Here is a 24,814-nt window from a genome sequence, read left to right as displayed (position 1 = left end):
TTTCTTTTTTCATACTTACTTAGTATGAATACTATGTTTAATTTATACAACATATTTGACAATAAGTCAATAGATATTTTGAATTTTTATAATATGTTTAAATATTGTTCACATTTGTAATACTAAGGCATATATTAAAACAACTTTATTATTGATAGAAGGTGATATTTTGGCTATCCGCATTTTTATTGATCAGGGTCACAACCCAATTGGTTACCACAATAGCGGAGCAGAAGGCAACGGAATTTATGAATCAGATATTAATTACATGGTAGGACGATATCTTGCTGATTTACTGGCAGCTGACCCACGTTTTGAAGTTCGTACTTCTAGAACTACTCCAACGGAAGTTCTTGGTACGGATAACTTATCAAGTCTAAATGAACGTGTAAATATGGCAAATGAATGGCCAGCAGATTACTTTATTAGCATACATGTAAATGCAAATGAAAATCCTAACATTAATGGTTCTGAAGTATATGTCGCATCCTTATATAGTGAAAGTTATTGGCTTGGAGATGATATTTTACGTGAAATAGTGAGAAGGTTAGGTACACAAAACAATGGTATCATTATCAATCCTACTCTTTATGTTCTAAGAAGAACAAATATGCCTGCGATATTAGTTGAACTTGCGTATATCACAAATGCTTCCGACGCTTGGAAACTTGCGAATCAGCAATATGCTTTTGCATATGCAATTTATAGTGGTCTACTCAATTATTTTGGTCTAAGCCCTCTATAATATTCATGTAATTTGCAAAAATTTAAAACTCAAATCTATATCTATTAGTATATTAATTTTTTAACATTATAGTATTCATTTCTGATTCATTTTATAGGTTCTTAAATGCTTGTATAGCCTAATATAATTGGCTTTCAAGCATTTTTACTGTGGACAATCGATTTGCTGTTTTATTAAATTCTTATAGACGAATACCGTTCTTTCAGTTACAATATTTAAATGAGTGTAAAAAATAAAATTGAAACATAATATTGTGTGATGTTGATAAAATTTAGGAGAAAGAACTATGGGATTTTTAGGTTATAAAAAGGGTGAGATAAGACAATATAATTTCAAGCGTAATTCAGGGTTATGGTTTATTATAGTTGGCATTGTAATTATTATATCTGCTTATTTTGGTGGAGAACAAAAAATAAATCCAGTCATTTTCACAGTTGGCTATATTGTCGGATTCTATATCTCAATCATTAATCGAAAAGTATCGAACAAATTATCAGTCGGAGCTTCCTCAAAATTTCAAGATAATATGGGAATTTTAGCAATTGTGATTTTATTTCCTCTCATGTTTGTATTCTCTGGCCCATTTTTCCCGATGCAAAATTGGAGAATGATTTGGTTAGGCACATTCCTTGCCGTAGGTCTGCATATTTTCCCGTTCTATTTTGTTCACGGTATCTCCATGGTAGGACTTGCTATATTATGTTCGGCAAACGCAATACTTGGAATGTTTCTGACATCTGTTCCATTTATAGTATTTGCGTTTATTGATGGAATTATAAAAATAGTATTTGGAATTTATCTTTTATTTTATTCAAAACAGACTTCAAGTAGAAAATAATTCAGATTTCACTGTAATCGTAGGATACACCTCTATCAAAAAAGGATATACTAAACATAGTACATCCTAAAAAACTACAAAATTGAATAAGCAATATTTCTTATTTTGCGAATCAATGCTGGATTTGTATAACCACTTCTTTGTAACATCATTACGATTGTTAAATTCTCCATAGGATTCACAGTTACATATGGACCAGTCCATCCGTCCCAACCAAATTCACCAATCGAGCCAAGTGTCTGCGCTTCTTTTGGTTCTTTATAGACTCTCATAAAATTTCCATAACCATAACCAATTGAGGTATCAAATGAAGCAGTAGATAATTGATCCTTTGAAAGGTGGTTTTGCTGAAATAATTCAATCGATTTTTTACTTAGTATTTTTGCATCTTTAAATGTTCCGTAATTTACAAGCATTTGGGCGAAATTATTATAGTCGTTCATCGTTGAAACCACTCCTGCACCTGCTGATTCAAAGCTTGGTGGTTTTAAGCAACTTGTTAAACATAAATGTCTGTCCTTATCAATTACGAGTTTATTGTCTTCATATTTATATAACTGGGCAAATCGTTCTTGTTTATCTGGTTCAACATAAAAACCTGTATCCTTCATGTCTAAAGGCTCAAATATATATGTTTGGTAAAAGTCTGAAAGACTCATTTGTGCTGTTTCTTCTATAACCGCTCCCATTACATCAACACTAAGACCATATCTCCATTGTTTACCTGGCTGAAAGGCTAATGGTTGCTCTGCTATTAATTTGCATAACTGCCTTGTTGAGATTGCTTCTCCATGTTCTAATCTTTCTTGTATCTCATCAAACAATCTTTGCATATAAGTTCCTGCATCGTCTTGATCTGGATATACAATTCCTGAAGTCATATGAAGCAAATCTTTTATTAAAATCTGTCGCTTCGCCTTTACTAGTCCATCATCTTTTAGAACCATCATATTCTTAAATTCAGGCAAATATTCTGATACTGGTGCTAAAATATCAATGAGTCCTCTTTCCACTTGTATCATGGTTGCAACCGCAGCAATCGGTTTACTCATAGAATAAATTCGAAAAATAGTATCCTCTGTAAAATGACGCTGATTTTCTATGTCCGCATATCCCAAACATTTATGAATCACTTTTTCCCCTTGATAAATGACGCTAATTCCTGCTCCTGCTAATTGACCATTGTTAATTTCCATGTTAAGGATATGTTCCATGGATTGTTCTGCATTTTTTATTCTACTACTCATGCATTTGTCTCCTCCCCCTGCATAATTTATATACTTAATAGAAATATACTTTGCTTAGTAATAAATTATAATAAAACGTTTATAGGAGAAATACTGCTATGCAATACTTCTCCTTGTAATTAATTTAGTTCTATTGTTGATGTCTTACCCGCTACTGTAACCGTTAACGAAACAGACGTAATATCTTTACCATAATCTTGTGGTATTTCAATTAATAACACTACATTTTTTGATGCATGTGCTTCCATTTCTTCGTATAGAGTAGATAAATCATTGCTCAAAAGCGATGCAAAAGAATTAATTGGTTCATTGCCATTAATAGAAACTTTTAAACTCGGACTCATTGACAAAACATCACAAATCTTGGTTTCATCCGTTGTATTTTCAACTCTAAAATTCATTATTAGAAATTCATTATTATCTAAGCTATTAGCGGTATAGCTATTCCCTGCACTAATATCTTCTAAATGTTGACTATAAAGAAAGCCCTCATATGTTATTTGAAATCCATCTAACTGCAGTAATTGTGAGATACTTTCCTCTTGAACCTTTACTTGTTCGTCTTGTGTTTCTTGTGTTGTTGCTTCCTGGTTAATTGCTTCGTTTGTCATCATGTCATTATCAAGATCATTTGCTTTTTCTTGGACGGCGTCTTCTTCTGATTTAACTAACTCAGCATCCGTATTCACTAATTTCTTTTTATAGTTCTTATCATACTTTAACGTAATATTTGCAGCATAAGCAGCAATTGCTTCGCTTTCTTGTTGGGTAAGGTTTGTCTGTTGTACACATCCACTCAAAACAATAACCGCCATTAATATAATACATATTTTCTTCATAAAACTTCCCCTTCTTCGTATCTTGCTATCAATTTTCTTTGGTAGGTACTTCTATTTATTTTAACACTTTTTGATATTTGAAACAATAGCTATCCTTCTAAATATTTTGTGGTTGATTGGAGTCTAATTCAAACCAAAATTCAACCCCATTATCATAATTGATAACGCCGCACTTTTTGTTGAGTGAGTCCATAATCGCCTTTACAATAGAAAGTCCAATTCCACTTCCTCCATATTCTCTCGTTCTTGCTTTATCTACTTTGTAAAATTTAATCCATATATTATCAATGTCTTTTTCTGGGATCTTTTCTCCTGTATTAAAAACAGATACTCGAATCGTATTTGTCTTTCTCGTAATTTTCACATCAATAATTTTTTCATTGGCTACATGATTTAGCGCATTACTAAAATAATTCGTAAATACTTCTTCTATCTTAAATTCATCCGCCCATACATAAATCGGATTTTGTTCTTTGAATATTACTTTTACTTCTTTTTGCTTTATTAAGATATCGGAAGACTGTATAATGCCTTTGATTAAGGTGGTGATATCAAATCGTTCTAATGTTATGACATCATTACCAAACTCGATCTGATTAAGCGTCAATAGTTTTTGTACCATCTTATTCATCTTATTTGCTTCATCCATGATTACATCACAATAAAACTCTCGGCTTTCTGCGTCATCATTGATACACTCTTTCAAACCTTCTGCATATCCTTGCACTAATGCAATTGGAGTTTTTAATTCATGAGAGACATTGGATAAAAATTCTTTTCGCATTTCATCAATTTGTTCCTTCTTTTCAATGTCAGTCTTTAACTCATTGTTAGCCGTTTTTAAATCTGATATCGTTTGCTCCAAAGTTTCTGACAGTTGATTGATGTGGTTACCAAGAATTGCTATTTCATCATTTCCACCACGCGTGTATTTTGCTTCAAAATCCAGATTTGTCATTCGCTTTGAAATATGTGCAAGCTCTAAGATTGGTTTCGATATTTGTTCTGATACATTCCATATGATTAGGGCACTTATCATAACTGCAAAAAGACCAATATAACCTAAAAAGCGATTTGCGATTTGCACACTTTCTCGAATACTTTCAAGTGCCGTTCTCATTATAAACCAGTTTCCATTTTCAAAGCTACCCCAAATCTCTAGGTAATCTGTATTTATCCGACTATCTCGTGTCTTTTGAATAATATAATTTTGTCCATTTCCTTCGCTTAATATGGATACAACATCTGAATTTTTCCCATAAATATTATTGAATAATTGTGTTTTTAATATATCTTTTTCGTTTACAGTCGTCATCCTAACCTGACCACTTGTATTCATTACTAATATAGAGATATTTCCAGTGGAAGCAATCTTTTGTAATTGAAGATAAAAATCTTCCGTTAACATACTTCCTTCATTACCAGCTTGATTAATGAAACGATATGCACTAAGAAGCACATTTTCTTTGTTTTCTATATAATATCGCTCTAAAAACGAATTATTTATAAACCAATTCAAGAAAATCGTACTCGTCATTAAAATAATAAATATGGATGCAATTTCTTGTTTCAACGACCATCTCATTATTCTACCTCGAACTTGTATCCCATTCCCCAAATGGTTTTGATATAGTTCCCTTTCTCACCAAGCTTGTTACGCAATTTTTTAACATGCGTGTCAATTGTTCTTGCATCTCCAAAATAATCATAATTCCATACGCTGTTTAAGATTTTTTCTCTGGATAATGCGATTCCTTGATTTTCAATAAAGTAAGTTAACAATTCAAATTCTTTAAAACTTAGTTCTACCGCCTCTTGATCAATATATACCATATGCGCTACTTTATTGACTTCTATACCACCAACTTTAATCACGTCTTCTTTATTTAATACATTTGCGCGTCGAAGAAGTGCTTCTACCCTGGCAACAAGTATTTTAGGGCTAAAAGGCTTGGAAATATATTCATCCACTCCAAGTTCAAAGCCTTGTAATTCATCACGCTCATCACCTTTTGCAGTTAACATTATTATTGGAACTTTTGAACTCTCTCTTACTTCTCTACATACCTGCCAACCATCAATTTTTGGCATCATAACATCTAATATAATAAGGGCAATGTCTTTTGCTGCGTAAAAATGTTCTAAGGCTTCGGCACCATCTGCTGCTTCAATCACTTCATAATCTTGCTTGACTAAGAAATCTTTCACCAATTTTCTCATTCTGCTTTCGTCGTCCACAACCAGAATCTTTAATTTCTCATGACTCATAATTTCGCCTCCAATTTATTTTTCTTTTAGCTTATTCTCTCTTTCCGTTAAATCCTGCTCCCAAGAAGCATATTTATCAATAAGCTTTTCTTCGTAATTAAGTATGTTTACCTGATTGGATGTCTTTGCAATAATGATCATCCCCACTATAACAAGAACTAAAATCACATTCGTTAATAACGCTATTTTTAATCGTTCACGATATGCTTTTTTTGAATTACTAAATACCATAGCGATTTTATCTACTATATTTTTTTTAGAAACTCCTTCATGCAAAGGTTCTACTGGAATTTGAGATACACTATTATTATCAATCTCTTTGTTTTCTAGCAGATATTTTTGTAACTCAATTAGATATTTCATCCCAATCGGGGTATGAAACAGCCCCTCTGCAACTATTTTATTGTATACTACTAAGACTGATTTTGGATTTTTCATATTTGTCTTTTTCTTAAGGTATTCTACACCTTTTAATTCATTTTCAGCCACTAACATATCTTGTTTGGAACAAAAAGCAAATCCCTCCAATTCAAACTCGTTTTTCCTCTCTGTCATAATATCTCTCCTACGTATCATCATTTCATTCTATTTGATATTTTAACAGATTTTATAACAAAATTCTATTTATTTACTATACTTTACTATAGAAATCTATTTGATATCAAGTTAGTTCACACATTCTTTAAACTTAAATCATCAATTTTTTATAATTAGAATTTACTTATTCTTACTGTTTAATTTTTATATATTAACAAACACTACTTAAGGAGGTGATGATATTATGATCAATAACGAAGAATTGCCAATTGGATTTACTATGGAACTTGTCATGCATAGTGATGTTTTAAATCAATTTTCTAAGCTACCAAAAAGTAAGCAAGATGAATTGGTAGAAGGTGCTAGAAATATAAAAACAAAGGAAGCCATGCAAAGCTATGTATCTAATATGAAGTTTTATTAAATAAGTACTTCGTCTCTCTCTTTTGCTTTAACAAGGTAAAACCGTCTCTTAATTAGCAGTTTTACCTTGTTATTTTAATATAAATAATTGTATATTTTTTCAAACAATATATTTAATATGGAATATTACTTCATACCGAATAATTGTTCCGACTGAAACATAACATAGTTAATGTGGCTTGTGACTTCTTTTCGTTTACTATTTACTCTGATATGTTCTATATATTTTGGGAATTCTAATAAATAAATATACATATTTTAAAAGTATCTGATAGTATCAAATGAATTATACATTTTAAACTAACATAACGAATAGAACAAGCTATTACATAGAGACATAATTGAATAAGCATTGTAGGAGGAATATATTATGGACGTAAAGGAATTGAATGTACTAATTAGTAAATCAAATCATATCGTGTGTTTAAGTGGAAGGGGCATGTCATATGATTGTGGTTATCCAGCATATTGGACACAGGACTATTCATATTATTTTGAGAATAAATATAAAAAATCTTTGGATGAAGTGTTTCACATTGGATTCTATTCAACACGAAACAAGGAATTCTTTTCAATATTTAAAGAAGAAATGCTTCAATACAAATGCAAACCAAGCCTTGCCTTTTACAAACTTTCAAGTCTTGAAAAGGAAGGAAAGTTAAAAGCCATTATAACAAAGGGTATCTTTGGTCTATCCAAGCGTGCAGGCTGTAAAAATGTTATTGATCTGTATGGTAATATTTATGAAAACTTTTGTCCAAAATGTGGTCAAAAATATTCATCAAAGTACATTATGCAAAGTAAGGGGATTCCTAAATGTCTAGAGTGCCAATCTCCCATTCGACCTGAGATTAAAATGTTTGGAGAAATTATTGATAACAACAAGCTTACTAAGGCACATGATGCAATTGCCACTGCTGATCTTCTTCTAATATTAGATACTGGTTTTAATGATGAATTTAGTGATTACTTGTGTCATTATCACGGTTCTAAATCTGTTCTTATCAAAGAGCATCCACATGAAAGTGATAGGAAAGCAAATCATATCATCTATGACAAGGCAAGAAATGTTCTCTCCAAGATTAAAGAGGATGAGAAATTACACATTATGTATGATAATCTAGATGTTGTTAATAAATAAACTAAAAAATGTAAAAAATGGATTATAAAATCAAGTTGACACAAAAATATTGTTCGTTTATAATAAACTTACGTTTGCATACCAACAACCTAGGGGGTTGTACTGGTTTCGACGGGGGTTTAGAAGTTTAGGTAGCCATTCGCGGTGCGGGACCGCGTCAATAATCCGTAAAATAAATATAAACGCAGACGAAAATTTAGCGTACGCTGCCTAGTGGCAGCAGTCGACCTTAAGCCACTCGCTGCTTAAGAGCTCGGCTTCGAACTTGCGAGGCACTTTGTTTCCAAAGCTTTGAGGAAATAAAAGATTTCATGAAGCTACTAAAATCCAAAGCCTGTCATTAGGCGGTGGATAGAGGGAATGTTAATATAATGACTGTAATGGGAGAAGCCTTAATGGAAGAACTTTCGGACAGGGGTTCGATTCCCCTCAGCTCCATATTTAAGTATCCACATCAGAGTACTTTATGCCAATTCGGGCTTCGTACTTCACAAGGATAAAATTTACGTTTTATAAAAAGATAAAAACCTCTACGATTATGTAGTAGGTTTTATTTTTTTCTGAAACTATATTAGAATACCCTCTTCAATGTAGTGCCTATTAGTTATCTTTCGCTCGCTTTGCCAGCTTAACAGGGCACGAGCATAAAAAGAGGGGCTGTGCACAATTGCTTAGTGCGAGCCCCTAAAACATTTAATTATCTTACCATCATTCTTTACTAAATTGTTGTAACAAACGAATAAAATGATTTGCTTCACGCAGTACATGATCGCCTAAAAGCGGTAAAATAATACTACGTATCTTACATTCTGCAATCCCCTCTGTGCCTGCTGCTTTAAAGTCACGATACTTCATAGTCTGTGCTAGTGTTACGTCCGTAATGCCTTCTATCGTCATATCCGTGGCATTTCGCGCACTTTGCAATAAGTCAGCATAATCCTGGGCAAAATCATTTGATGTATTAATAAGATCAATTTCCGTTGGATCAAGTAATCCCCTAATAAATAAAGCATGTTCTAACATAATTTGATCCCAAAATAGTTCAATATCTTTTATGTTATCATCGATACTTTCTCCATTCTCTAATGAACAAATGTGACTCAAATACATTTTTGCTTCACGTAAAATATGCTCTATCAGTAACGGATAATTCACCGTAAACATTTTACAAGATAAGACATTATTTAATACCTGTGTTTTAAAATCAATCAGCCCCTCTAGTAGTGGGATTGTCTGCGTATTGAGCTTTTTGACTTGTGCTACCAAGCTTGGGCTAATCATAGGGTTCATACTTCCTTGAAGCTCTCGTTCTAATCTGGTAATACTTTTATTAATGTCAATTCCGGTAAAGTTTTCTGTCATCTGTTCACTTCTTAGTGTGTAATCTGTAACTATTTCACCAGAGTTTACAACATCAGGTGAAATGACTCCGTTTCCTAAGATTACTGCATTATTTAAAACAATTTCAAATTGTTCCTTGTATTGATCGGCAACCTTTGAAAAATTTGGGTTTGCGGGTGTAAATCCGGCCTCTAGAAAAAAGAATGTTCTTTCATAATTCGGCCGAAAAATATATGCAATTCTAATGACCAAATTACATATTGTTCTTGATTAATCATATTAGATTTCCAATTTGTTTTTTTCTATTATATGATTAAAGTAATAATATTGTCACTAAGCTTATAGTAAATTTCTCATATTTGATTCTATTAAGAGCGTTTGCTTATCTTGCTTTTTCCATAGCATACATGATATTTCCTTGCTTTTTGTCAATGCGGCCAAATTCATTAATGGACTTAGCTGCAAATAACTCAAAGCCATGAATCATGGTTGGCTGATGATCATCCTTTCCTTCTAAAACAAGATCACAGCATTCTATTACATTATCAAGCAGTTCTTTTGGTGACCAAAACGTTCCATGATTTCGATAGATACGATCGTACTTCTCTTCATATTGTTTTAACTTTAGTAAGCTGTTTTTATATTCCGATACATTGGAGCTGTATTTATCAAATAAAAGAACACTAACACCACATGCATCACCAAAAATAATACTTCTATCTTCTACTAGTAAAGGGCACATAATTCCAGGTGTATGCCCTTTTACTTGAATCATTTTGATAGTAATTCCACCCAAATCAAATTCTTCGCCATCTCTAATATCTTTGATTTCACTTTCTCTTGTTGGAATCAGATCTTTTGAGGTAAAATGTTTTGTTTTTTCATGTTCTCTGGCATCTTGTAGCCGCCTTTGCATAACACCAAACTCTTTAAAAACAGGCATATCATCATGATTCATATATACTTCGTCAAACAATGCTGCCGCTCCCATATGATCATGGTGTCCGTGCGTTAGTATCACAAACACAGGTTTATCCGTTATGGTTTCAACATATTCTTTTAGGTTTCCATAACCACAACCGGTATCTAAAAGACATGCCTTATTCTCTCCGACTACCAGATAACAGCAAACATCTCCTATTTCTATAATTCGATATAATCTTTCACTTAATTTTTCTAACTGATAGTATGTCATTCTTACTCCTTTATTTTTCCTCTAATTTCATAAAGTACATCACAATAAAACCACTTGCCAAACCGACTAAAAGCGTAACTCCCAATGCTATATAATTAGAGGTTGACCCTCCTACAAAAGCAGGTATTAAATAAATACCATTACTTGTACTTAATATATATGCTGTTAAATTTAAGAATCCAGCTACTAATCCTGTAATAAACCCAGCTATTGCACTTGCATATAATGGCGTCTTATATGGAACATTTAAACCATATAATAACGGTTCTCCAACCCCTCCAATAAACCAAGTAATAATATAGCTTATAGTAAGTGTGCGGTTTTCACGCTTCTTGAATTTAAAGGCGCAGGCTATTGCAACACCAAGTGGTCCAGCAACACTATTCACACTAATTATCGCATTGCAAATATATGTTCCAAAAAACGCACCCGCTGGTGCCAACACACACAAGGAAAGAGGAAGCATTACTATTAAGGTACCAAACGGAACAAGAAAAACTTTTAGCACATCTGGTGAATATTTCTTAAAGAATTTTTCCACATAAGACATTGCCCATATAATTAAAATCATTGGTATTACTGTACTTGCATAATTATTAATCATGGCAGGGATTCCATATACATGTAGAGAACTCTCATTTGTTACCATATTAATAAGTGTTGGATGTATTAAGACTGCTCCTAATAACATACCAATTGGAATACTGCAATTTCTTTTCTTCGCAGCAGAATATCCGATAAATATTGGTAAAAAGTAAAATCCTGCATCTCCAACAAAGGTGAACAAAATATACAAACTACTTTCCTCTGAAATTGCACCAATTAATTGAGGTCCCAATACTGCTGCAACCGTTCTACATAAGGATGCTACTAGTAAGATTGGAATCAAAGGAGTCAAGCTACCAGATAAGTAATCAAACATAGCTCCAAGGATAGACTTTGGACTCAACTTTTCTTTCTTCTGGTCAATACTATCCTTTACTGCTTCTTGTTCTGCAAATCCACCGATTTGAATCAGTTCTGCATAAACTGGTTCTACTGTGGTTCCAATTATAACCTGATACTGACCTCCTGATTGAACAACGCCTGCAACTCCATCAATTTGCTTAATCTTTTCTTGATTAGGGATTTTGTCATCCTTTAGATTAAAGCGTAATCTTGTCATACAATGTGTTACCTGAATCACATTATCTTTGCCGCCAACTGCTTGTAATACTTCTTTTGCGGTTTTGTTATAGGTATCTTTCTTTCCCATACTTAAAATCCTCCTTTTGCCCTAGGCAATTCCTTTAGACAAGGCAACTATAACAATTATAGATTCAAAAGTAAATATTTTATGGGCGTTTTGACTAATCGTTTCATGGAATCCAAAGAAGAATACAGCATTTTGAAACATTGTTTCATATAAACACTTGATTAAAATTAAAGGCAACAAAAAATATCATTTTATTTACCACTTAAGCGAAATTCTTCTGCAAGAGCAATGTTTTCATGAATATGCTGTCGATTGCTTTCATACTTTTTTTGAAACACACAGGCATAAATTAAGTCCAAAAGAAAAATAAAGGAAATGGTTGAGCACATGGTTGAGATACCTCCTGTTGTGATTCGCCCTTCCATCCTTGCAATTGATAAGTGATATGTGGTTTGATACATTAACTGATTGGGTATCTCACTTGTAATGGACAATGATTTTAATTTGTGTTTATGAAACATTTTTGCAATTGATAAGCTAAAGGCGGATTCACCTGAATAAGATAAAAAAAGATTAAAGTGATCTGGAAATAGGTTTGTACTTCGATATTTTTGTCTGGCACTATCTTTTTCCATAAATATATTATAGCCAAGACGGTTCATATTGCTAATAAAGCAATCTGTAATCTCATAGGAAACTCCTTCTCCATAAATATCAATTGATTTACAATTTGCAATGTCATTTATTAATAGTTCCCACTTATCGTACTTAATAAGTTCCCGTGTTTCCTGAATCGCTTTTTTCTCAAGTTCTGCAATTCGATCAAAAATAGTTTCATATGGAGTATCCGCATCGAAAGGAAAATCTGCATCAATTGATGTATACTTATTACCATTACTAACCCATTCTGCATAGAGCTGTCTTTTGAATTGTTCAAAACTTTCAAAACCCATTTTCTTTGCAAAGCGAACAACGGTAGCTGATGATACATATGCTTCTGCTGATATCTCTCTGCTACTCATATTACAGACTCTTAGCGTATTCTCTAAAATAAAATCCGCTAATATTTGCTCACTGTTTGATAAGCCTTCCTTCTTTTGTAATTTATAAAGTAACATTCCTTTTCCGTCCTTTCAAATATAGAAAAGAGCGATACACTCGCCCTTTCATTCTTTGTTATTCATTTACTCATTAATCATTTACTCATTAATCAATTCCTAGTATTTCTGCCAATACTTCTATCATAATTTCATTGGTGCAAGATTTTACAAATCCCATCATATCAAGCATAATTTCATCTTGCTTTTGTTCTGCTGATAGTTGTTCATTCTTTTTGGTTTGCTCCAAAATCATAATAAGTTGAGGGGTTAGCTCCTCATATACTTCTCTCGTCGTCTGTGTTACCATTTTGGATAGTTCTTCTTTTGTTACTGGTACCATGTTTTTCTCCTTAATATAAATTCTTCACCTTAAAATCTTTTTCTGCTTCTCGCCTTTGATCTTTTTTTGCAATGTCTTGTCTCTTATCATATAACTTTTTACCTCGTGCAAGGCCAATTTCCACCTTAACAAGACTTCCTTTTAAATATACTTGAAGAGGAACTACCGTATACCCTTTGGCAGCTAACTGACCTGCTATCTTATTAATCTCATATTTGTGCAATAAAAGCTTCTTAATACGAAGAGGATCTTTATTAAAGATATTCCCTTTTTCGTATGGGCTAATATGCATGTTATACAAATAAACCTCTCCCTTTTCAATTCGAATAAATGCTTCTTTTACACTGCACTTTCCCATTCTAAGAGATTTTACCTCGGTTCCATGCAATGAAATACCTGCCTCAAATGTATCTTCTATAAAATAATCAAATCTAGCTTTTTTATTATTTGCAATTAATTTAAAACTATCTTTTGGCATGTTATTACTCCTCCAAGTCTACTTCTTCCTCATCTAAAACAATTTTAAAATCAATGGTTCTTAAAATTTTATCTGTTGCAAATACCTTTACTTTTACCTTTTGGCCAAGTTTATATCGATTACCAGTCTTATCTCCTACCATTTCATAAACACTTTCATCATAGTAATAATAATCATCTTCAAGAGATGTTACATGAACCAAGCCTTCCACTGTATTCGCAAGCTCCACATAAATTCCCCAAGTGGTTATACTAGAAATAACTCCATCAAAGACTTCGCCAATTCTCTCTTGCATATATTCCACTTTCTTTAATTTTTCTGTTTCACGCTCTGCCTCATCTGCACGTCTTTCCATTGCACTTGACTGCACTGCAACCTCAGGTAATATTTTATGATAATGTTCCATACGTTTTTCATTCATTCTTCCACGCAAATTATCTTTAATAATGCGATGAATTTGTAAATCTGGATAACGTCTGATTGGAGATGTAAAATGACAATAATATTTAGCAGCTAATCCAAAGTGTCCCGTACTTATCGTTGCATATTTTGCCTGCTTCATGGATCTTAAAGTCAATCTGCTAATGAGTGCCTCTTCTGGTGTATCCTCAATTTTTTGTAATAACTTTTGTAATTCCTTTGGATGAATTTCATCCTTTGTTGCTTTGATACCATAACCAAAATTATTAATAAAAAGCGCAAGTTTTTGAATCTTTTCTGGGTCTGGATTATCATGTACACGATAAACAAACGGTAACTCTTGCCAGAAATAATCCTGTGCCACCGTTTCATTTGCTGCAAGCATAAAATCTTCTATTATTTTCGTAGCAACATTTCTTTCATATGGTTTAATATCAAGTGGTTTTCCTTTTGCATCAAGTATAATTTTAGATTCTGGAAAATCAAAATCTATAGAGCCCCTTTTTCTTCTCTTTTCTCGTAATATTCCTGCCAATTCTTCCATTCTTAAAAACATTGGAACTAACTCTTTGTATTCTTCCATTTCAGCTTCGTCTTTATCTTCTAAAATCTTTTTTACACTTGTATATGTCATTCTGCGATCTACATTAATAACTGTTTCTGCAATCTTATGGTCAATCATGTTACCGTTTCCATCAATTGTCATAATACAGCTTAGAGCAAGTCGGTCTACTCCAGCGTTTAAGGAGCAAATTCCATTTGACAACTTATGAGGAAGCATTGGAATGACTCTGTCTACCAAATATACACTAGTTCCTCTCTTTAATGCTTCCACATCTAGAGCACTTCTTTCTTGTACATAGTTAGTTACGTCTGCAATGTGAACACCTAGTTTATATAAATCGCCTTCTTTTGTTAGTGTAATGGCATCATCTAAATCCTTTGCGTCTTCGCCGTCAATCGTAACGGTCTGCCAGCTTCTAATATCCATACGACCTGCCATATCTGCTCCTGTTACTTCACTCGAGACATTTTCTACTTGATTCATTACTCTTTCAGGAAAATCAACTGGTAATTCATACCCCTTTACAATGGACATGATATCGGTTCCTGGATCATTAATGTGTCCTATTATCTCTTTTACTTTTCCTTCTGGTTTTTTGGAATTGGAACCAAAATCTGTTATTTCAACCACTACTTTGTGTCCTGTTACTGCTCCTTTGGAGCGTTCTAACGGTACAAAAATATCTTTTGCAAACCTTGTATTATCCGTCACAACAAAACCAAAACTCTTACTTTTTTGAAAGGTGCCAACTAGTTCCTTCATTCCGTGTGACAACACTTTCACAACGGCTCCCTCTTTTCGCTTACCACCTTTTTCTTCTGTTAAAACCACTTGAACCGTATCCTTGTGGACTGCTCCATTTGCGGAACTCTCCGATATAAAAATATCCTCTTCCATTCCTTCAACGGTTACAAAACCAAATCCTTTTTGATGTCCTGTATATATCCCAGTCAAAAACTTTCCACTTGCCTTTGAAAACTTTCCCTTCTTTGATACTTCAATCTTTCCATCTGCTAAAAGTTCATCAAGAACAATCTTTAAATCTTCTCTGTCTTCTTTTGGAACTTGCAATAAGCTTGCAATCTCTTTCATTTTCATTGGTATATATAATTCATCACAAATCAGTTCATATATTACTTTTTTACGTTCTTCTAGTAATTCTTTCTCCATATTCTCAAACTCCTTATCGTAATGACAATTCTTTTTCTTATCATATGTAATATTGAATATTCTTAACCTTATTACTGCATTTTATATCATTTTATTATAGCATAATATTCCAAATAAGTATATTTGCTTTCTCTCTCTGAAGAACTTTCCTATTATATGAAAAAAACACCCTTATACAAGAGTGTTTATCTGCCTGATATTTACTTATAACAACTAAAAATTAATGTTTAATACTGCTGCTAAAATCATAAATAAAATCGCTAAAAATTTCGTGGATTTTTCTAAAGCACCTTCCATTGAACGTCCTTTGTTTTTGCTCCAGAATGTCTCTGTTGCTCCACCACCAATAGCTCCAAGTCCTGCTGATTTTCCTTCTTGCAATAATACAATAATAGTTAATGCGATACAATCTATAACAAAAATTATTGTTAAAATGATTCTTAAAATTTCCATAGTTACACCTCCTATAGTCAACGTAAACATTTTAACACAGCACTATCTATTTTTCAACCTTATTTTGCTAGTAAGAATTTTTATTTTCTTTCATTGATAACTGTAGTATAATTATTATATTTATTATACTACTATGGAGGAACTTAATGAATACTTTTTATGAATCCTTTCCTCAATCAGATATCACAAAGTCGGAACGTGTGCTTCATACACCTAGTGCCTTTGCAAAATCCTCTCTCTTTTATATGCAGGAAGCGGGTACATTAAAAAGCTTAAAAAGCCATAAATGTCAGCGAGCAAATTTAAACTCCTTTCTTTTTATTATTGTATTGTCTGGCAAAGGGATTTTGACTGTGAAAGATAAAACATATGCATTAAATACGTCGGATTGTGTATTAATTGATTGTAAACAACCCTACTCGCATCAAAGCAGTGAAGACGATCCATGGGAACTTATGTGGGTTCATTTTAATGGAGTTCACGCAAGAAGTTATTATAATTTATTTGTGGAACAAGTCCCGAATTTTGTTTTCCAAACCGATACACCCACTCAGTTTGTATCCATCATTCATAAAATAATGGAAGCCCATAATGAAAACAATACCTTAACAGAACTCATTATCTCTAAATTAATAACCGACATTTTAACCTTATGTTTTACGGAATCAAAGAAGATGTCAGAATATAGCAACCATAATATCTCATTAAAGCTTTCTTCCATCCGCTCGTTTATTGATGAGAACTATCAAAGCAAAATATCTTTGGATCAGTTGGCTGAACAATTTTATATCAGCAAATTTCATTTAGCAAGAGAATTCAAAGCTCAATATGGCGTAACTATTGGCAATTACATTCTTTTACAACGAATCAATTTGGCCAAGAAATTACTTCGCTTTACTGATAAAAGTATCGAGGCAATCGCCTGCGAATGTGGTATTCCTGATACTAGTTATTTTAACAAGGTATTTAAAAAATCTGAAAATATTACTGCATCTAGATATCGTAAGGATTGGGTACAGTGATAAGTTTAAGATAACTAAGAAATTCATTTTTTTAGCATTTTAAAAGGCAATGGATACGTTACGTCCATTGCCTTTTTATTTTTAATTATTTCTTAATTAATAATGATTTACCTGTCATTTCTGCTGGTTGAGTCATTCCCATCATTTCAATTAATGTAGGAGCAATATCTGCCAGACAACCATTTTCTCTTAATGTATATGCCTCATCATAATTTACTAAAATAAATGGTACTGGATTTGTTGTATGCGCGGTAAAGGCTCCACCGTTTTCATAATCTACTAATTGTTCTGCATTTCCATGGTCTGCACAAATAAACATCTGTCCGCCTACTTCTTTGATCGCTTCATATGTTTTTCCAACACAGCTATCCACTGCCTCGATTGCTTTAACCGCAGCATTTTCGATACCTGTATGACCAACCATATCTGGATTTGCAAAGTTTACTACAATGACATCATATTTTTCTGATTTGATTGCTTCTACAAGTTTGTCACATACTTCATAGGCACTCATCTCTGGTTGTAAATCATAAGTTGCTACTTTTGGTGATTTAACTAAAATTCTATCTTCACCTTTGTATGGTTCTTCTACTCCACCGTTAAAGAAAAAGGTTACATGGGCATATTTTTCTGTCTCAGCAATTCTTGCCTGTGTTTTGCCATTTTCTGCTAAAAATTCTCCAAAAGTTTTTGTAATCGCAACCTTATGAAATGCTACGTATTTGTTAGGAATTGTTATATCATATTCTGTAAAACATACAAAAGTTGTATCAAGTCTTTTTTCTCTTGCAAAGCCTTCAAATGTAGGATCACAGAATACTCTTGTAATCTCTCTTGCTCTATCTGGTCTAAAGTTAAAGAAAATGACAGAATCTTGATCTGCAATTGTTGCAACTGGCTTTCCATCTTTTGTAACTACAGTAGGTGTTACAAATTCATCGTTCTTACCCTCATCATAGGATGCTTGAACTCCTTTGATTGCACAATCTGTGTAAGCACCTTCTCCTTTTACAATCGCATTGTAAGCTAGTTCTACTCTATCCCATCTGTTATCACGGTCCATTGCATAGTAACGTCCCATAACAGATGCAATTTCACCAACTCCAATTTCTTTCATCTTCTCTGAAAGTGCTTCTACAAAACCTTTTCCAGATACAGGAGGAGTATCACGTCCATCTAAGAAGCAATGTACATAAACTTTTTCTAATCCATTTTGTTTTGCTAATTCTAATAAGCCGTAAAGATGAGTAATATGGCTATGAACACCACCATCTGATAACAAACCAAATAAATGTAGTGCTGAATTATTAGCTTTTACATTTTCTACTGCTTTTAGAAACGCTTCATTTTTAAAGAAATCACCATCATTGATTTCTTTTGTAATTCTGGTTAACTCTTGATAAATAATACGTCCAGCACCCATGTTCAAATGTCCAACTTCTGAGTTACCCATCTGCCCGTCTGGAAGTCCAACTGCCATACCACTTGCGTAACCTTTAACATATGGATATGTTGCCATAAGATTATCAATAACTGGTTTATTTGCAATCGCAACTGCGTTTCCATCTTTTCTTTCATTTAAACCAAATCCATCAAGTATCATTAAAACTGTAGGTTTTTTACTCATTTTATATCTCCTTTATAAAAATGTTAATTATTTGTCTATCTTACTTTCAAATTCTACTCTATTTCTTCCTATATTTCAACTATTTTTGCACAAGTAAAAACGTTCTACTCATCACTTTTTCTCAATTACTAACATCACTTATGAATGAAAGAACTCTTTTATTTCATCAAAGATATGAGAAACCCTTTCTTGATTCAACTTATAGTATATGCAATTGCATTAGCAATATCATAATTTCATAACGAATGAAACATTAAAACTAGATATGTATTATTCCGAAGTTAAAACAAGAAAAATAAGCATAAATAAACTCTCTTGCGCAAAACATACAAATATGCTATTCTTTATCTTGTGATTGTACATATGTATATACAGTTATAAACTTTGGTGTATGAATAAGAAAGGTAGAACATCTATGGATAAAATAAAAAAATTACTCAATCGAATTTTCATTGACGGACTTAGCGGAATGGCTCTTGGACTTTTTTCTACTCTGATTGTAGGAACCATTATCCAACAAATCGGCAATCTTATCGGGGGAAATATAGGAGACATCTTATATCTGATTGGAAAAGTTGCTGCGGCTTTGACAGGTGCAGGAATTGGGTGTGGAGTTGCCTTTAAATTAAAAACAAGCCCTCTTGTTTTATTATCTGCGGCTAGTGCTGGTATGGTAGGCGCTTTTGCAAGCAAAATATTAGCTGGAAGTGTACTTGTAAGTGGAAGTCTTGGAAGCTTAACTTTAAATGAAGCAATTTTATTCATTGGGCCTGGTGAGCCACTTGGTTCCTTTGTTGCCGCTTACATTGGTATTGAATTAGGTAACTTCGTATCTGGAAAAACCAAGATAGACATTCTTGTTACTCCTTTGGTTTCAATCTTAAGCGGTTCTTTTGCTGGTTTATTTATCGGAAAGCCTATTGCCGCTTTTATGATTAGACTTGGTGAATTAATCAACTGGGGCACCGTTCAACAACCTTTACTAATGGGCATCATCGTATCCGTCTTAATGGGCATTATTCTAACTCTGCCAATTAGCTCTGCTGCACTTGGTATCAGTCTTAGCTTGTCTGGACTTGCTGCAGGCGCTGCAACAATAGGGTGTTGTTGCAATATGGTAGGATTTGCCGTGGCTAGTTATAGAGAAAATAAGGTAAGCGGTCTTGTTGCACAAGGAATTGGAACCTCAATGCTTCAAGTCCCAAATATTGTAAAAAAGCCAATTATCTGGTTACCAGCGATTCTTTCAAGTGCTATTCTTGGCCCAATTGGAACATTAATTTTTCATATGGAAAATAACGCTACAGGCTCTGGAATGGGAACTGCTGGATTTGTTGGACAGATTATGACATGGAATACAATGCTTGCAATAGACGGTTCAACTCTTTTATTGATTAAAATTTTATTGATGCATTTTATTCTTCCAGCAATTATCACTCTTGTAATATCAGAATTTATGCGTAAAAAGGGACTCATTCTAGAAGGCGATATGAAGCTTGACTTATAATGAAAAGGTTGCCTACAAGTTAACACTTGATTCATTTATGTAAGAATTTTTTTCTTATGTACTTGTAGGTAGCCTTTTCTCCTTTTTTTGCAAGAATTCTTAATAATAGTTCAAGCTCATCACTTGTCTTTTGTGACATATTATAATGTCCTTTTCCCTGTAAGAAATATTCCAAAGGCTTGGTTTGATTATAATTTTCTTTTTCATATATTTTAGAAGCACTGACTCTATCAATAAACATTTCTGCCACATATTTTCTCGGCATTGATACAGGTACGATTCCTCTTCCATCCAAACTATAATCCGTCCAGTATTCATAATGGTGCTTATTTCTTCCTTTATGGTGCATCCACGCTTCTGAATAGGCTTTGCTCTCTCTTTCTGCGTTATTCGGGCTTCTCACCCCTTGGTAATACTTACAGCCAATTAAAAATTCTGCTGGAGTATATTTGGACAAATCATGCAAAATTCCTTGTTTATATAATCCAATCTGAAAACAGCCTTTCATGACAAATATTTTATGCTTTGTTATTGTTTTAAAGTGTTGTATTGCATTCATCTTAATTCCTCGGTCTAATAGTTACGTATTATAGATTTTATTTTCCTATTAATACTACTATACTTTTTTCTTTTACATTCAAGTTTCTTTGTATGGTAATTACTTTATCAATTGGTTCTTCTAGGGAGGTGTCAAACACAATCCTCCATTTTTTATTCGGCGGTAGACTTGGAAGGGAAAATTCCTTTGGCTCCCAATTCATATTAAATGCAATGTAGATAAAGTCATCTTCTTTTTTGTTCTCTTTTAATACATATTTCCCACAGTACATTACGCCAATTTGCTTACTTTCAAGTCCAAAATCAGGATACCATGCTTTTTCACCATGGTAAGATAAATCAGGATATCCACAACATAAGTAATCCATAATTTTTAACTCTTTAGACATATGAAGGATTGGATGCTCGTTTCTAAAACGAATTAAAGTTTTGATATAATCAAATAATTCCTTTTGTTTTTTTATATTATTCCAATCAATCCAAGTAATCTCATTGTCCTGACAATATGGATTATTGTTTCCTTGCTGTGTATGTCCAAATTCATCTCCGCTATTAATCATTGGAACGCCTTGACTAAATAAGAATAACAGATATGCATTTTTAATCTGTTTTTTACGAAGTTTTAAAACCGCTTTCTTTCTCGTCGTTCCTTCTACGCCGCAATTCCAACTATAATTATAATTTGTTCCGTCTTTGTTATTCTCTCCATTGGCTTCATTGTGTTTCACATCATAAGACACCAAATCCATAAGATTAAATCCGTTGTGGCTTGCTATATAATTGATTACACCACAATACCTTGGATTTTTTCTCATACGATTGGTAAAGTTATTTAAGATATCCTCATCACCTTTTAAAAACCTACGAGCATCTATTAAAAACCCGTCATTGTATTGTGCCAGATTTTTATTCAAAGGATAATTCTCTTCCTTATAAATTCTTGTAAAATCGAAATCCTCCGTCATAATTTTTGTATTGCTTAATCTTGGCATGGTTGCAAGTAAGGTAGTTGGCACACCATTGCTATTGATATGAACACCATCAATATGGTATTCTTCTACCCAGTATTTCACACAATCAACTATGGTATTTTGATTGACCTCTTCACCAAAATAAAACTCCATAATAACTTCGATTTTATTTTTATGAAGTTCTTTTACCATGGACTTAAATGCCTTTACACTATCTTTACCACTTGCATATGATGCTTTTGGAGCAAAATAATTAGCCTTTGTATATCCCCAATAGTTAATTGTATATTGACGATCCGGCAAATATTTTGTAAATTCCATATTATTTTCACGTCTGGGAATGATTTCATCAAATTCATATGAAGGCATTAATTCTATTTGATTGACTCCTAATTCCTTTAAATATGGAATTTTTTCAATTATTCCTTCAAATGTTCCTTTATGTTTTACTTTGGAGGTAGGATGCATGGTAAAGCCTCGAACATGGAGAGAATATAAAATCACTTGATGGTATGGAATCGTTAAAGGTCTATCCCCTTCCCAATCAAATTCTTCCAAATCAAAAGCACAGCGAAGGTCTGATTTTGCTACTACTTTCCCCCATTCCTCTCTGCCCGTAAGGATTCTTGCATAGGGGTCTAAGTAGATCTCATCGTCAAGTAAATAGACATATTCATACCTTAATAGGTCAAGATTCTTCACGAAAACGGTATGAATGTCGCCAACCTTCTTTGATTCATCAAACCTATAATCAAGAATTGGCTCACTTTTTCCATATGGATACAGAAGGAGTCGACAAGCAATTCCCTCTTTAACGGAAACAGCAAAATTAATCCCTTCTTGATATATCGTAACTCCAAGTGTAGTTGTAATTCCTTTGCTTACCAATACTTTTCTTTTTCCGTTACCATCCGTTATCATACAAAAGTACCCCTCTTATCCTTATATTTAATTAGCATCCCTTTGTGCTTCAATTTTCTCCGCCAACTCCGTTAAATACATCCAGCGTTCCATCTTTTCTTCCAAGTTTGCTTCTAATATCGCTTTTTGCTCCATTAATTTATTTAACTTTGGAAAATCGGTTGCATAAGTAGTGATATCTTTCTCTAGCTGCTCAATGCTTTCTTCCAATGCTGCCACATCCTCTTCGATTGTTTCATAGTCTTTTTGCTCTTGGTAAGAAAATTTTAACTTTTGTGTTCTTACCTTTTCTGTCTTTGTCTTTATCTCTACAGGCTTTGCACCTTCATTTTCACTGACTGGCTGATTAACTTCCTTATATTCACTGTAGCTTCCTTCAAATTGTCGTATCACACCATTTGGTTCAAAGGCAAACAATCGTTTTACAACACGGTCTAAGAAATAACGATCATGTGATACTGTTATTACAATGCCATCAAAACTATCTAAATAATCTTCCAAAACAGTCATGGTTTGAATATCCAAATCATTGGTTGGCTCATCCAAAATCAATACGTTTGGTGCTTCCATTAGAATTCGTAGTAAGTAAAGTCTTCTTTTTTCTCCACCAGATAATTTCTTAATCTGACTCCATTGAAGTGCACCTTCAAATAAAAATCGTTCCAGCATCTGTGATGCTGTAACCTTTCCCTCTACCGTTTCAATATATTCCGCACCTTCTCTTACATAATCAATGACTTTTAGATTTTCATCCATGTATTCATTTTCTTGTGAAAAGTAGCCAATCTTTACGGTAGCACCCATTTCTACATAACCGCTGTCTGGCTCTATGATACCATTTATTATTTTTAGTAATGTACTTTTTCCGCAACCATTCTGGCCGATAATACCAATGCGGTCACCTTTTAAGAAAATATAGTTAAAATCTTTTATTAGAGTCTTTTCTCCATAGCTTTTACATACATCATAGACTTCAATTGTCTTTTTCCCAAGCCTTGAAGAAAGAGAGCTGATTTCCACATTTTCTTCCTTTGTAGGAGCGTCGATTTGACGCATTTCTTCAAAGCGCTCAATTCTTGCTTTTTGCTTTGTGGAGCGTGCTCTTGCACCTCTACTAATCCAGGCAAGCTCATTTCTTAAAATAGATTGCCTCTTTCTTTCTGTCGCGTTTTCCATATCTTCTCTGACCGCTTTTAGTCGTAAGAATTCTGAATAACCTCCAACATAACTATAAATATTGCCCTTTTCTATCTCGATGATTCGATTGGAAACGCGGTCTAGAAAATATCGATCATGGGTAACCATTAAAACGGCACCTTTTCGTCTCTTTAGATATTCTTCTAACCACTCTGACATTTCATTGTCTAAATGATTCGTCGGCTCATCTAGTATCAATATATCAGCAGTTGCTAATAAGGTACTTGCCAGAGCAATTCTCTTTTTTTGACCACCTGACATATGCTTAATGAGGGCCGAATGATCTGTGATTCCTAGCTTATTTAACATGGATTTTGCTTCACTTTCTATGGACCATTCGTTTTCTTTGTTCGTGTTATCCTCTAGTACCGCTTGTAAAACAGTAACCTCTTCTTGAAATACTGGATTTTGTGCAAGATAACGAATATACACCTGATTTCCTTTTGTAACAGTACCAAGTTCGGTGTCTTCAAGCCCTGCTACGATTTTTAATAAAGTGGACTTTCCTGTACCATTTACGCCGATGACACCAATTTTTTCGCCTTCCTCAATACTAAAGTTTACATTGTTAAATAAGATTCTATCGGTATATGACTTTGTCATATTTTCTATTGTTAATAAATTCATGCGTACCTCTCATGTTCATTTCACTGAATTGTTCTATTTGTCTACTCTCGATTATAGCAATGTTTTGTGTTTCGTACAAGTATATTGAA

At 33.4% G+C, this 24,814-nt stretch carries 23 protein-coding genes and 1 other RNA gene; 7 read left to right on the top strand and 17 right to left on the bottom strand.

Annotated features, from left to right (window positions below; all coding sequences use genetic code 11):
- Window positions 1-169 precede the first annotated feature (169 nt).
- Window positions 170-745 (top strand): N-acetylmuramoyl-L-alanine amidase family protein, encoded by a 576-nt coding sequence (locus F7O84_RS03105; protein ID WP_151141857.1) that lies wholly within the window; start codon window positions 170-172, stop codon window positions 743-745.
- A gap of 286 nt (window positions 746-1,031) precedes the next feature.
- Window positions 1,032-1,583 (top strand): DUF6609 family protein, encoded by a 552-nt coding sequence (locus tag F7O84_RS03100; RefSeq protein WP_151141855.1) that lies wholly within the window; start codon window positions 1,032-1,034, stop codon window positions 1,581-1,583.
- Window positions 1,584-1,657: 74 nt separating this feature from the next.
- Here the strand turns inward: F7O84_RS03100 and F7O84_RS03095 are convergent, their stop codons facing one another.
- The 5 genes from F7O84_RS03095 to F7O84_RS03075 all read right to left on the bottom strand — a co-directional run bounded on the left by F7O84_RS03095 (window position 1,658) and on the right by F7O84_RS03075 (window position 6,492).
- Entirely contained in the window at window positions 1,658-2,830 is a 1,173-nt protein-coding gene (locus tag F7O84_RS03095) for a serine hydrolase domain-containing protein (protein WP_151141853.1), read from the bottom strand.
- A gap of 119 nt (window positions 2,831-2,949) precedes the next feature.
- On the bottom strand, window positions 2,950-3,669 hold the full coding sequence (locus F7O84_RS03090) for a hypothetical protein (RefSeq protein WP_151141851.1): 720 nt from the start codon (window positions 3,667-3,669) through the stop codon (window positions 2,950-2,952).
- A gap of 97 nt (window positions 3,670-3,766) precedes the next feature.
- A complete protein-coding gene (locus F7O84_RS03085; protein WP_151141849.1) occupies window positions 3,767-5,254 on the bottom strand; it encodes a sensor histidine kinase in 1,488 nt (495 codons plus the stop codon).
- Window positions 5,254-5,937, bottom strand: coding sequence for a response regulator transcription factor (locus tag F7O84_RS03080; protein WP_151141847.1), 684 nt, complete (start codon window positions 5,935-5,937; stop codon window positions 5,254-5,256). The genes F7O84_RS03085 and F7O84_RS03080 overlap by 1 nt, the downstream gene beginning before the upstream one ends.
- 15 nt (window positions 5,938-5,952) lie before the next feature.
- Window positions 5,953-6,492 (bottom strand): hypothetical protein, encoded by a 540-nt coding sequence (locus tag F7O84_RS03075; RefSeq protein WP_151141845.1) that lies wholly within the window; start codon window positions 6,490-6,492, stop codon window positions 5,953-5,955.
- Window positions 6,493-6,718: 226 nt separating this feature from the next.
- On the opposite strand from F7O84_RS03075, the gene F7O84_RS03070 reads away from it, so the two are divergent.
- The 3 genes from F7O84_RS03070 (at window position 6,719) to ssrA (ending at window position 8,479) form a co-directional block, all read left to right on the top strand.
- The gene (locus tag F7O84_RS03070; protein WP_151141843.1) at window positions 6,719-6,898 is read left to right on the top strand and encodes a hypothetical protein; all 180 of its coding nucleotides are present in this window, start codon (window positions 6,719-6,721) and stop codon (window positions 6,896-6,898) included.
- Window positions 6,899-7,267: 369 nt separating this feature from the next.
- Window positions 7,268-8,038: a Sir2 family NAD-dependent protein deacetylase gene (locus tag F7O84_RS03065; RefSeq protein ID WP_151141841.1), complete on the top strand. Its 771-nt coding sequence runs from the start codon at window positions 7,268-7,270 to the stop codon at window positions 8,036-8,038.
- A gap of 93 nt (window positions 8,039-8,131) precedes the next feature.
- Window positions 8,132-8,479, top strand: a transfer-messenger RNA (tmRNA) gene (gene ssrA / locus F7O84_RS03060).
- A gap of 267 nt (window positions 8,480-8,746) precedes the next feature.
- Here ssrA and F7O84_RS03055 read toward each other — a convergent pair.
- The 8 genes from F7O84_RS03055 to secG form a co-directional block, all read right to left on the bottom strand.
- Window positions 8,747-9,631, bottom strand: a complete 885-nt coding sequence (locus tag F7O84_RS03055; protein ID WP_330578713.1) for a DUF2935 domain-containing protein — start codon at window positions 9,629-9,631, stop codon at window positions 8,747-8,749.
- Between the two features lie 130 nt (window positions 9,632-9,761).
- Window positions 9,762-10,574, bottom strand: a complete 813-nt coding sequence (locus F7O84_RS03050) for an MBL fold metallo-hydrolase (RefSeq protein ID WP_151141839.1) — start codon at window positions 10,572-10,574, stop codon at window positions 9,762-9,764.
- A 10-nt stretch (window positions 10,575-10,584) separates the two neighbouring features.
- Window positions 10,585-11,829 (bottom strand): PTS transporter subunit EIIB, encoded by a 1,245-nt coding sequence (locus F7O84_RS03045; RefSeq protein WP_151141837.1) that lies wholly within the window; start codon window positions 11,827-11,829, stop codon window positions 10,585-10,587.
- 191 nt (window positions 11,830-12,020) lie between these two features.
- On the bottom strand, window positions 12,021-12,887 hold the full coding sequence (locus F7O84_RS03040; RefSeq protein ID WP_151141835.1) for a MurR/RpiR family transcriptional regulator: 867 nt from the start codon (window positions 12,885-12,887) through the stop codon (window positions 12,021-12,023).
- 88 nt (window positions 12,888-12,975) lie between these two features.
- Entirely contained in the window at window positions 12,976-13,209 is a 234-nt protein-coding gene (locus F7O84_RS03035) for a hypothetical protein (RefSeq protein WP_151141833.1), read from the bottom strand.
- Between the two features lie 10 nt (window positions 13,210-13,219).
- Window positions 13,220-13,687, bottom strand: a complete 468-nt coding sequence (gene smpB / locus F7O84_RS03030) for an SsrA-binding protein SmpB (protein ID WP_151141831.1) — start codon at window positions 13,685-13,687, stop codon at window positions 13,220-13,222.
- 4 nt (window positions 13,688-13,691) lie between these two features.
- Complete coding sequence (gene rnr / locus F7O84_RS03025) at window positions 13,692-15,842, bottom strand: ribonuclease R (RefSeq protein ID WP_151141829.1); 2,151 nt, start codon at window positions 15,840-15,842, stop codon at window positions 13,692-13,694.
- Window positions 15,843-16,055: 213 nt separating this feature from the next.
- Window positions 16,056-16,295: a preprotein translocase subunit SecG gene (secG, locus tag F7O84_RS03020; protein ID WP_151141827.1), complete on the bottom strand. Its 240-nt coding sequence runs from the start codon at window positions 16,293-16,295 to the stop codon at window positions 16,056-16,058.
- 146 nt (window positions 16,296-16,441) lie between these two features.
- Here secG and F7O84_RS03015 point away from each other — a divergent pair, with 146 nt between their 5' ends.
- The gene (locus tag F7O84_RS03015; RefSeq protein ID WP_151141825.1) at window positions 16,442-17,317 is read left to right on the top strand and encodes an AraC family transcriptional regulator; all 876 of its coding nucleotides are present in this window, start codon (window positions 16,442-16,444) and stop codon (window positions 17,315-17,317) included.
- A gap of 85 nt (window positions 17,318-17,402) precedes the next feature.
- On the opposite strand, the gene gpmI is transcribed toward F7O84_RS03015, so the two are convergent.
- On the bottom strand, window positions 17,403-18,944 hold the full coding sequence (gene gpmI / locus F7O84_RS03010; RefSeq protein ID WP_151141823.1) for a 2,3-bisphosphoglycerate-independent phosphoglycerate mutase: 1,542 nt from the start codon (window positions 18,942-18,944) through the stop codon (window positions 17,403-17,405).
- 415 nt (window positions 18,945-19,359) lie between these two features.
- Between gpmI and F7O84_RS03005 the strand changes: the two genes are divergently transcribed.
- Window positions 19,360-20,451 (top strand): PTS sugar transporter subunit IIC, encoded by a 1,092-nt coding sequence (locus tag F7O84_RS03005; protein ID WP_151141821.1) that lies wholly within the window; start codon window positions 19,360-19,362, stop codon window positions 20,449-20,451.
- Window positions 20,452-20,482: 31 nt separating this feature from the next.
- Here F7O84_RS03005 and F7O84_RS03000 read toward each other — a convergent pair whose 3' ends face one another.
- From F7O84_RS03000 to F7O84_RS02990, 3 genes are read right to left on the bottom strand one after another with little or no spacing between them, the layout of a single operon-like run.
- Complete coding sequence (locus F7O84_RS03000; RefSeq protein ID WP_151141819.1) at window positions 20,483-21,010, bottom strand: DUF5662 family protein; 528 nt, start codon at window positions 21,008-21,010, stop codon at window positions 20,483-20,485.
- A gap of 37 nt (window positions 21,011-21,047) precedes the next feature.
- The gene (locus tag F7O84_RS02995; RefSeq protein ID WP_151141817.1) at window positions 21,048-22,901 is read right to left on the bottom strand and encodes an alpha-amylase family glycosyl hydrolase; all 1,854 of its coding nucleotides are present in this window, start codon (window positions 22,899-22,901) and stop codon (window positions 21,048-21,050) included.
- A 27-nt stretch (window positions 22,902-22,928) separates the two neighbouring features.
- On the bottom strand, window positions 22,929-24,725 hold the full coding sequence (locus tag F7O84_RS02990) for an ABC-F family ATP-binding cassette domain-containing protein (RefSeq protein WP_151141815.1): 1,797 nt from the start codon (window positions 24,723-24,725) through the stop codon (window positions 22,929-22,931).
- Window positions 24,726-24,814: the final 89 nt, after the last annotated feature.

This window comes from Candidatus Galacturonatibacter soehngenii (genome assembly GCF_008830185.1).
GTDB lineage: Bacteria > Bacillota > Clostridia > Lachnospirales > Lachnospiraceae > Lachnotalea > Lachnotalea soehngenii.
This window is presented reverse-complemented; position numbering and strand designations above follow the sequence as displayed.

Bases quoted from the DNA above. Each gene is read 5' to 3' on its own strand.
- F7O84_RS03100 (WP_151141855.1), top strand. From the start codon at position 1,032: ATGGGATTTTTAGGTTATAAAAAGGGTGAGATAAGACAATATAATTTC.
- F7O84_RS03070 (WP_151141843.1), top strand. From the start codon at position 6,719: ATGATCAATAACGAAGAATTGCCAATTGGATTTACTATGGAACTTGTC.
- secG (WP_151141827.1), bottom strand. From the start codon at position 16,295: ATGGAAATTTTAAGAATCATTTTAACAATAATTTTTGTTATAGATTGT.
- smpB (WP_151141831.1), bottom strand. From the start codon at position 13,687: ATGCCAAAAGATAGTTTTAAATTAATTGCAAATAATAAAAAAGCTAGA.
- F7O84_RS02995 (WP_151141817.1), bottom strand. From the start codon at position 22,901: ATGATAACGGATGGTAACGGAAAAAGAAAAGTATTGGTAAGCAAAGGA.
- F7O84_RS03075 (WP_151141845.1), bottom strand. From the start codon at position 6,492: ATGACAGAGAGGAAAAACGAGTTTGAATTGGAGGGATTTGCTTTTTGT.
- F7O84_RS03065 (WP_151141841.1), top strand. From the start codon at position 7,268: ATGGACGTAAAGGAATTGAATGTACTAATTAGTAAATCAAATCATATC.
- F7O84_RS03080 (WP_151141847.1), bottom strand. From the start codon at position 5,937: ATGAGTCATGAGAAATTAAAGATTCTGGTTGTGGACGACGAAAGCAGA.
- F7O84_RS03040 (WP_151141835.1), bottom strand. From the start codon at position 12,887: ATGTTACTTTATAAATTACAAAAGAAGGAAGGCTTATCAAACAGTGAG.
- F7O84_RS03035 (WP_151141833.1), bottom strand. From the start codon at position 13,209: ATGGTACCAGTAACAAAAGAAGAACTATCCAAAATGGTAACACAGACG.
- F7O84_RS03000 (WP_151141819.1), bottom strand. From the start codon at position 21,010: ATGAATGCAATACAACACTTTAAAACAATAACAAAGCATAAAATATTT.
- F7O84_RS03085 (WP_151141849.1), bottom strand. From the start codon at position 5,254: ATGAGATGGTCGTTGAAACAAGAAATTGCATCCATATTTATTATTTTA.
- F7O84_RS03050 (WP_151141839.1), bottom strand. From the start codon at position 10,574: ATGACATACTATCAGTTAGAAAAATTAAGTGAAAGATTATATCGAATT.
- gpmI (WP_151141823.1), bottom strand. From the start codon at position 18,944: ATGAGTAAAAAACCTACAGTTTTAATGATACTTGATGGATTTGGTTTA.
- F7O84_RS03045 (WP_151141837.1), bottom strand. From the start codon at position 11,829: ATGGGAAAGAAAGATACCTATAACAAAACCGCAAAAGAAGTATTACAA.
- F7O84_RS03005 (WP_151141821.1), top strand. From the start codon at position 19,360: ATGGATAAAATAAAAAAATTACTCAATCGAATTTTCATTGACGGACTT.
- F7O84_RS03090 (WP_151141851.1), bottom strand. From the start codon at position 3,669: ATGAAGAAAATATGTATTATATTAATGGCGGTTATTGTTTTGAGTGGA.
- rnr (WP_151141829.1), bottom strand. From the start codon at position 15,842: ATGGAGAAAGAATTACTAGAAGAACGTAAAAAAGTAATATATGAACTG.
- F7O84_RS03015 (WP_151141825.1), top strand. From the start codon at position 16,442: ATGAATACTTTTTATGAATCCTTTCCTCAATCAGATATCACAAAGTCG.
- F7O84_RS03095 (WP_151141853.1), bottom strand. From the start codon at position 2,830: ATGAGTAGTAGAATAAAAAATGCAGAACAATCCATGGAACATATCCTT.
- F7O84_RS02990 (WP_151141815.1), bottom strand. From the start codon at position 24,725: ATGAATTTATTAACAATAGAAAATATGACAAAGTCATATACCGATAGA.